Here is a 7,142-nt window from a genome sequence, read left to right as displayed (position 1 = left end):
CCGCGGCGGACTCAGAGGCCGGCGGATGCCGCGGCCCGGCGTCGCACGGCGGCCGTGATCTCCCGGCTCCTCCAGTCGATGAGGTGATCGCGGCTGAAGCCGCGACCGCACAGCCCGCAGGCAAGGGCACGCGTCGGCCTCCGGTACCGATAGTGGATGTGGCCGGCCGGGCACGTGCCCACCCACGGGGCGAGTTCGTTGGCGATCTCGCCGTCGTGCGTGCGCTTGCCGTCGTAGCCGAGGTCGCGGGCGATGGCCTTCCACTTCGGGCCGTGGCCGGCGCGCGGACCGGCGAGCGCATGCCCGACCTCGTGGAGCAGGATCTGGTGCACCTCGTCGTCCTCGTAGCGGGAGGCGAGGTAGCGCGAGACGGTGATGCGTTTCGCCGTGAAGTTGCAGAGCCCGGCACGTTTCTTAGCGTTGTCGAACGCGAAGGTCCAGCCGGCATCGAGGTGCAGGTCGATGAGCGCTTCGGCCCAGCACCGCACGCGGGTGAGGTCCGCCATCAGGGCGCCGCCGCAAATCCTGCGGGCTCATTCGCTTGCGGCGCCACCCGAATGTCGCGCGCCAGGGGCCTGGTCTGCTCCACTCGAACCGAGTAGAGCCTGTCGTCACCGGCGGCTCGGGTGCCGCGGCCATCCGTGTTGTTCGTCACAAACCACAGTGTGCCATCCGGGCCGGGCACCACGTCGCGCAGCCGGCCGTAGGTGTTGACGAACCATGCGCTCGCCGCACCTGTTGAGGAGTCGACCCGCCAGAGTCGCTCGCCCCGTAGCGCCGCGAGGAACAGAGTGTCCCCGACGATCGCGAGCCCGCTCGGACTGGCCTCGGACGTGCGCCACTGCACGACCGGGTCGGTGTACCGCGGGTCGTGCGCGATGCCCTCGGCGTCCGGCCAGCCATAGTCGGCTCCCGGCGTGATCAGGTTGAGTTCGTCCCACGTCGACTGCCCGAACTCGCTCGCCCACAGCCGGCCGCGCGAATCCCAGGCGATGCCCTGCGGATTCCGGTGCCCATACGAGTAGACGAGCGTCCCGAACGGATTGTCCGGCGGCACAGCGCCGGTCGGCGTCATGCGGAGAATCTTCCCACCGAGCGATCCGAGGTCCTGCGCGGCCGCGGTGTTCCCGGCGTCGCCGGTCGTCGCATAGAGCATGCCGTCCGGCCCGAAGCGGATGCGCCCGCCATCGTGATTGCCTGCCCGTGGGATCCCCGAGAGCACCGGTTCGGGGTTCCCGAGCGTGAGGCTTCCGAGGGTGCCGGTGAGCGGCATCCGCACGATCTGGTTGGAGGTGGTGCCGGTGAAATACGCATATACCCAGCCCCCGGGTCCCGCGCTGGGGGCCCCGACGGCCGCGGCGGGGTCTGCGAGGTAGGCGAGGCCGAGCAGGCCGCCCTCGCCGCGCGCGACGACACCGGGAACCGTGCCGGCGTCGCGGAGTCCGCCGGACAGCAGCTCGCGCACGCGTGCGGTGCCCCGTTCACTGATCAGGGTGCCGCCGCCGGGCAGGCGGAGGATCGACCACGGCACCTCGAGGCCGGAGGCAAGGACGACGGGGTCCCCGACCGGCTCGACCGGCCCCGCGCCCGCACCGGGCCCCGCGCCCGCACCGGGTCCGGTGCTCGGGCTACCCGGTTGCGCCCCGGGGCCAGGACTCGGCACACCGGTCGCACCGGGGGAGGGCCTCACGGGCGACGGTTCCGACGATGCAGATGCGGCCGCGGGCGTCCCTGGCGCGGCGGAGGTGCACGCCACCAGCACCGGGGCGATCACCGTGACCACTGCGAGCACGGCCAGGTGCCGGACCACCCGGCCGGCACGGCGCGCCGAACGCTGGGCATGCCGCAGTCCGCGCGGCTGCTTCGGCGGGAGCGCGCACCCCCGTGCCGGCGCGTGCGGCGGCATCCACTCGTCCACTGCGACCTCCCGACTCCTCCTGCACCGGCCCGCTGCCGCGGGGCCTGCCCTACCGTGTGCCCGCGCATCCGGAACAGTGTGGGGGAACCGGCTACGCCCGTTCCCCCAGAATGCCCCCGTTCACCGACATCGACCACCGGGTTGCCGCAGCGCCCTCCGCGTGGTCCGTTCCCGCAACTGCCGTCGCGACTGTTTGCGCAGCCCGCTCCCACATCGGCGGGCGCGGCTTGCGGAAACCGGCGCGGGCGTGAGCCCGGGAGGGCGCGGCCTGCGGAAACCGGCGCGTGCGTGTGCGCAAACCGGCGCGGGCGAGCGGGCTAGCGGAGTTCGGCGCGACCGGAGAGCACGCCGCTGACCGTCGCGACGACCGCAAAGACGCCGCCGATGATCGGCAGGCCCATGTCCCACCAGGCGATCGCGGCAGCACCGAAGACGGCGATCTCGATGATCGCCTTGCCGAACGGGTCGAGCCGGAAGACGGCCTTGGGCGAGCGGAACAGCGCCCAGAGCGTGATCGCGAACGCGGGCGCGACAATGCCGACGAGGAGCGCAGGCCACGGGAAGGGCCACGTCGTGAAGCCCCAGATCGCGAGGGTGACGAACGCGAACAGTTCGAGCAGGAATCGCAGGATGTCGTTGAACCCGATCTTCGGCAGGGCACGGGAGTCAGTCACCCGCCCACTCTACCGTTCCCCGAACATCACCTTTCCGGTCGACAGCGGCCGGCGGAACGGTCACTCCCGACCGGAAGGGGAACGGATGCCGCCCGACTACTTGAAGATGATCGTGCGGGCGCCGTCGAGCAGTACCCGGTGCTCGGCGAACCACGTCACCGCCTGCGTGAGGGTGCGGCTCTCCTCGTCCTGGCCGATCGCGACGAGCTCGGCCGGCGTGCGGGAGTGGTCCACCCGGACCACGTTCTGCTCGATGATCGGGCCCTCGTCGAGGTCGCTCGTCACGAAGTGGGCGGTCGCGCCGATCAGTTTCACGCCGCGCGCGTGGGCCTGCTTGTACGGGTTCGCACCCTTGAACCCGGGTAGGAACGAGTGGTGGATGTTGATGGCCCGGCCCTCGAGGACCGCGCACAACTCCGGGGACAGGATCTGCATGTACCGGGCGAGCACGACGAGTTCGATGTCGTTGTCCTCGATCGCCTCGATGACCCGGGCTTCGAAGGCGGCCTTGCTCGCGGCATCCGTGATCGGGAGCGACTCGAACGGCACCCCGTAGAAGCCGACGAGGTCGCGCAGGGTGCCGTGGTTGCTCAGTACCAGCGGGATCTCGATCGGCACCTGGCCGCCCCGGTGCCGGAACAGCAGGTCGTTCACGCAGTTGCCCGCGGTCGAGGCGAGCACGAGGGTGCGGAGCGGCCGGCCGACGACGTCGATGACCGACACCATGTCGTAGCGCTCGGCGACGGGCGCGAGCGCTGCCGTGAGCTCGTCGCGTGAGGCGTGGGTCTCGATCTGGAGCCGCATGAAGAACCGGCCGGTGTCGGCGCTGGTGAACTGCTGGCTCTCGGTGATGTTGCCCTGGGCCTGCACGATGGCGCCGCTCACGGCGTGGACGATGCCCGGCTGGTCGACGCAGACGAGAGCAATGACCCAGTGATGGTGTGCGGGCAGCGGAGTGGAACTAGTCATCCGTCTAGGCTATCGGCTGCTGCCCGGCCGTCGGTTAGGCTGGATGCGGCCGGCACAAGCGACAGGCCCCGGGCGCGCACGCTGCGCGCACACGATCCGGCTGCGCCGGCCCTGCCCCGCCCGGGCCCCAGGCCCAGCCCTCTGTGAGCACACCCATGTCCCTGACTTCGCCGATCGAGCTGCCCCGCTTCGATCCCGCCAACACCGCCACCGCGCACACCGACCGCCCCCGAACCGGCTCGGTCGCCTCGACTCCTCCGGCCCGTTTCCCCTGGATCGGGCTGCTCGCCCTCTCCGGCGCCGTGTTCCTCTCCGTCACCTCCGAGATGTTGCCGACCGGCCTGCTCCCCGAGATGAGCGGATCGCTCGGCGTGCCGCAGTCGCAGACCGGCCTGCTCGTGAGCTGGTTCGCGTTCACCGTCGTGCTCACAAGCACCCCGCTCGCCCTGCTCACGAAACGCCTGCCCCGGCACGGCCTGATCGTCTTCGTGCTCCTCGTCTTCGCACTCAGCAACGTGCTCACCGCGCTCGCCCCCAGCTACGAACTCGTCGTCGCCACCCGGGTGCTCGGCGGCCTGGCCCATGGCCTGTTCTGGGGCGTCGTCGGCGCATACTCCGCCCACCTGGTGCCCAAGGAACAGATCGGCCGGGCGATCTCGATCACGATCTCCGGCGGCACCCTCGCCTTCGTCTTCGGCGTTCCGCTGGGTACGGCGGCCGGGCATGCGCTCGGCTGGCGATTGTCCTTCATCCTGCTCGCCGTGCTCATGCTCATCGGCGCCGCCCTCGTCTGGCGGTTCCTGCCGAAGGTCGAGCACTACGTGGCCCCGCCGCGCAGCGACCGGGGCGCGCCGGCGCAGCCAGCGGATGCCGCGGCATCCGCCCCCGCCGCATCGGACGCGAGCGCGGCGCCGGTCGAGTCGGACCCGGCAGCCGTGACCGACCCAGCGACCGTGACTCACCCGGCCCCGACAGCGGCTCCGCGTCCCCAGGCCCCCGCGCGCCGGGACCCGACGATCGCTCCCGTCGCCCTGATCTGCGTCATCGCGGCCCTGATCATGATCGGCCACTACTCCTTCTACACGTACATCGCGCCGTTCCTGATCGACGGGCTCGGGGTCGATCCGTCCGCGATCGCCCCGTTCCTCTTCGCCTACGGGATCGCCGGCGCCGTCGGACTGCTCCTGAGCGGCACGGTCTTCGCCGACCGGCCCCAGCTCGGCATCGTGCTCGGACTCGTCGTGAGCGCGGTCAGCGTCTCGGCGCTGAGCATCTGGAGCGGCATGCTCCCGGTCGCCATCGTCGCGTTCCTGCTCTGGGGTATCGCGTTCGGCGCGCTCCCCGCCCTGCTGCAGACCCGCCTGATGCACACGGCCTCGCGTCGCATCCGCGACACCGCGAGCGCCTTCTACACGACCGCGTTCAATACCGGGATCGGCGGCGGCGCCCTCCTCGGCGGGATCCTCCTCGAACGCTCAGGCATCACCTCCGTGCCGTTCGTCTACGTCGGGATCCTCGTCGCCGCGCTCGTGCTCGTGCTGGTGAGCCAACTGGTGATCCGCCGCCGCTCGGCCGCGTGAGCGAACGCTCGCACGCAGGTCCTCTTACCGACGCGTTGGCGATGGTGCAGGCCGCTGGGGAGGCGCCGGCACCGTCGGCGGGGCAGTCGAACTCCGCTGGACATGCGCGGCGTGCTGGGGAAGTTGTGAGCGATGGTCCGCGGAACGCCGGGGGGATTGGGCCGAGTGCCGCCCGGAAGAGCGAGCCGAGCTCGTCCCCTGGGCCACTCGCTCGTGCGCCCGGCCAGCTGCAGGGCCGCCCAGGCGCAGCCCAGGGTCGTCGAGCGTTGGCACGGCCACCGTGGCCAGTGGCCGGCTGGTCTGCAGGGACGAATCGTCCCCATAGATGCTCCGCGCGGTTGCCCGACGGTTCCGTCCATTGACAAGGTCAGTCAGGTAGATCTTCGGCAGAATTTTCGTCACGGCCAGAACAACATAGATCACCGTGTTGATTCCGACGAAGGCCGAAAAGATCGCGAAGAAGGTCGAGGCCAGGACGGAATCGGGCAACAGGATGCCGGTCGGCACGGCTTGGGGTCGTGTAAGCGACAGCACCGTGAAGAGCGGGAGAACGGGGATCAGGCGGCCCTCACAGTTCGGTTCTGCATGCTGGAGTGTTCCCACGCCGCCTGCCTGCCCAGGGTGATGTCGATGATGCCCTTGACGTAGACCACGTTCAGGAACATGTCGAAGCACAGTTCCGGAAGCACGGTGAGGGCGAGCAGCCGAGCGAGCCAGCCGCCTTCCCAAACCGTGACCACGCGTTCTGTTACGAAGATCGTGCCGAGGCCGATCCAAAACGGGAACCAGATCCAGGTGTCCACCGCGATCACGGTGACGAGGATCAGGGACAGGAACGAGGTGAGGGCGATGACGCTGTACCCGATGCCGAGTTGCTGCGCCCAGTAGCGCAGGGTCGCCGGGGTGAGTCCGTAGGTGCCGATATTTTCGAGGGCGCCGCGCTGCCAGCGCAGTCGCTGCTGCCAGAGGGCCGGAATATTCGGCATCAGCTCGGTCACGACGGTGCACTGGGAGGGAGAAGTGATCAGGCCCCCGAGCGACTTCAACGCGAGGGTCAGCTCGTTGTCCTCGGTGAGCGCGTGCGTGTCGTAGACGTCTCCGGGCACTCCAGGGATGGTGGCGCCGCGGTTTTCGGCCACGGACCGCAGTGCGAGGGGCCGGAACAGGGATGCCGTCCCGGTCAGGACGAAGACGCGGCCGCGCCGCCTGGCGAGTTCTCGGGAGTAGCGGACGTATTCGTTGCGCTGCAGCAGGCCGAGCAGGCCGAACCCCGGCTCGCCGTAGAAGAGTCCGCCGATCGCCATCAGGGCGCGGTCGCTCGTGAATCGGGCGACGGCCTCGGCGAGGAAGCCGTCGTCGAGCGCGGTGTCCGCGTCCATGATCATGACGACGTCGTTGTCGAGTTGTCCGGGGAGCACCCGTTTGAGTGCCTGGTTGAGGGCGCCGGCCTTCTTTTGACTATTGTGCACCGATTCAACGACTTCGACGCCGTGGTCGCGGGCGATGCTCACGGTGGAGTCGGTGCAATTGTCCGCGACGACGATGATGCGCTCCGGCGGATGCGACTGGCTCAGCAGAGAAGCCAGGGTCACCGGCAGCGACAGTGCCTCGTTGTGGGCCGGGATCAGCACGGTCACCGTCACCGGCCCCGCGAAGACGCCCCCGTTCCTGGTCATGACGATTTTCGGTGCGAGCGGGTGGCGGCTTGCGTTCGAGGACCGGCGTGACTTGTTCGTCGCTCGGCGCTCGAGCAGGGCGATCCCGGCGGCGAACAGCACGGCGAGGGCGATGGCGCCGAGGATCGCCAAGACCGTCGGCGCACTCGGATCGTAGAAGACCGGAAGCACGCCGAAGACCAGGTATTCGAAGGGGGCCGCTCCCGCGGTCGGACTTCCGGCAGCGACGACGAGCCACAGCAGACCTGCCCCGCTCGTGGCGAGGCCCGCAATGACCAGGCCGACTGATCGCCCGAGTTGTACCCGCATGAGTTCGATCCCCCCG

General features: G+C 69.9%; 6 protein-coding genes. 1 reads left to right on the top strand and 5 read right to left on the bottom strand.

From position 1 onward, the window contains the following. Positions 1-11: 11 nt before the first annotated feature. From QN350_RS12980 to purU, 4 genes are all read right to left on the bottom strand, one after another. Complete coding sequence (locus QN350_RS12980; protein ID WP_322138817.1) at positions 12-506, bottom strand: SprT-like domain-containing protein; 495 nt, start codon at positions 504-506, stop codon at positions 12-14. After that, positions 506-1,918: a PQQ-dependent sugar dehydrogenase gene (locus QN350_RS12975; protein WP_322138818.1), complete on the bottom strand. Its 1,413-nt coding sequence runs from the start codon at positions 1,916-1,918 to the stop codon at positions 506-508. The genes QN350_RS12980 and QN350_RS12975 overlap by 1 nt, the downstream gene beginning before the upstream one ends. A 317-nt stretch (positions 1,919-2,235) precedes the next feature. Beyond that, on the bottom strand, positions 2,236-2,592 hold the full coding sequence (locus QN350_RS12970) for a YrdB family protein (protein ID WP_281535833.1): 357 nt from the start codon (positions 2,590-2,592) through the stop codon (positions 2,236-2,238). 96 nt (positions 2,593-2,688) lie between these two features. Beyond that, positions 2,689-3,561, bottom strand: coding sequence for a formyltetrahydrofolate deformylase (purU, locus tag QN350_RS12965; protein ID WP_281535832.1), 873 nt, complete (start codon positions 3,559-3,561; stop codon positions 2,689-2,691). A gap of 155 nt (positions 3,562-3,716) precedes the next feature. On the opposite strand from purU, the gene QN350_RS12960 reads away from it, so the two are divergent. After that, complete coding sequence (locus tag QN350_RS12960) at positions 3,717-5,141, top strand: MFS transporter (RefSeq protein WP_322137947.1); 1,425 nt, start codon at positions 3,717-3,719, stop codon at positions 5,139-5,141. Between the two features lie 557 nt (positions 5,142-5,698). On the opposite strand, the gene QN350_RS12955 is transcribed toward QN350_RS12960, so the two are convergent. Then, positions 5,699-7,126: a glycosyltransferase family 2 protein gene (locus tag QN350_RS12955; protein ID WP_322137946.1), complete on the bottom strand. Its 1,428-nt coding sequence runs from the start codon at positions 7,124-7,126 to the stop codon at positions 5,699-5,701. Positions 7,127-7,142: the final 16 nt, after the last annotated feature.

Source organism: Cryobacterium sp. 10I5 (genome assembly GCF_035019865.1).
In the GTDB taxonomy this organism is placed as follows: Bacteria; Actinomycetota; Actinomycetes; order Actinomycetales; family Microbacteriaceae; genus Cryobacterium; species Cryobacterium breve_A.
This window is presented reverse-complemented; position numbering and strand designations above follow the sequence as displayed.

Coding starts and splice junctions, on each gene's coding strand:
- QN350_RS12960 (WP_322137947.1), top strand. CDS start 3,717: ATGTCCCTGACTTCGCCGATCGAGCTGCCCCGCTTCGATCCCGCCAAC.
- purU (WP_281535832.1), bottom strand. CDS start 3,561: ATGACTAGTTCCACTCCGCTGCCCGCACACCATCACTGGGTCATTGCT.
- QN350_RS12955 (WP_322137946.1), bottom strand. CDS start 7,126: ATGCGGGTACAACTCGGGCGATCAGTCGGCCTGGTCATTGCGGGCCTC.
- QN350_RS12980 (WP_322138817.1), bottom strand. CDS start 506: ATGGCGGACCTCACCCGCGTGCGGTGCTGGGCCGAAGCGCTCATCGAC.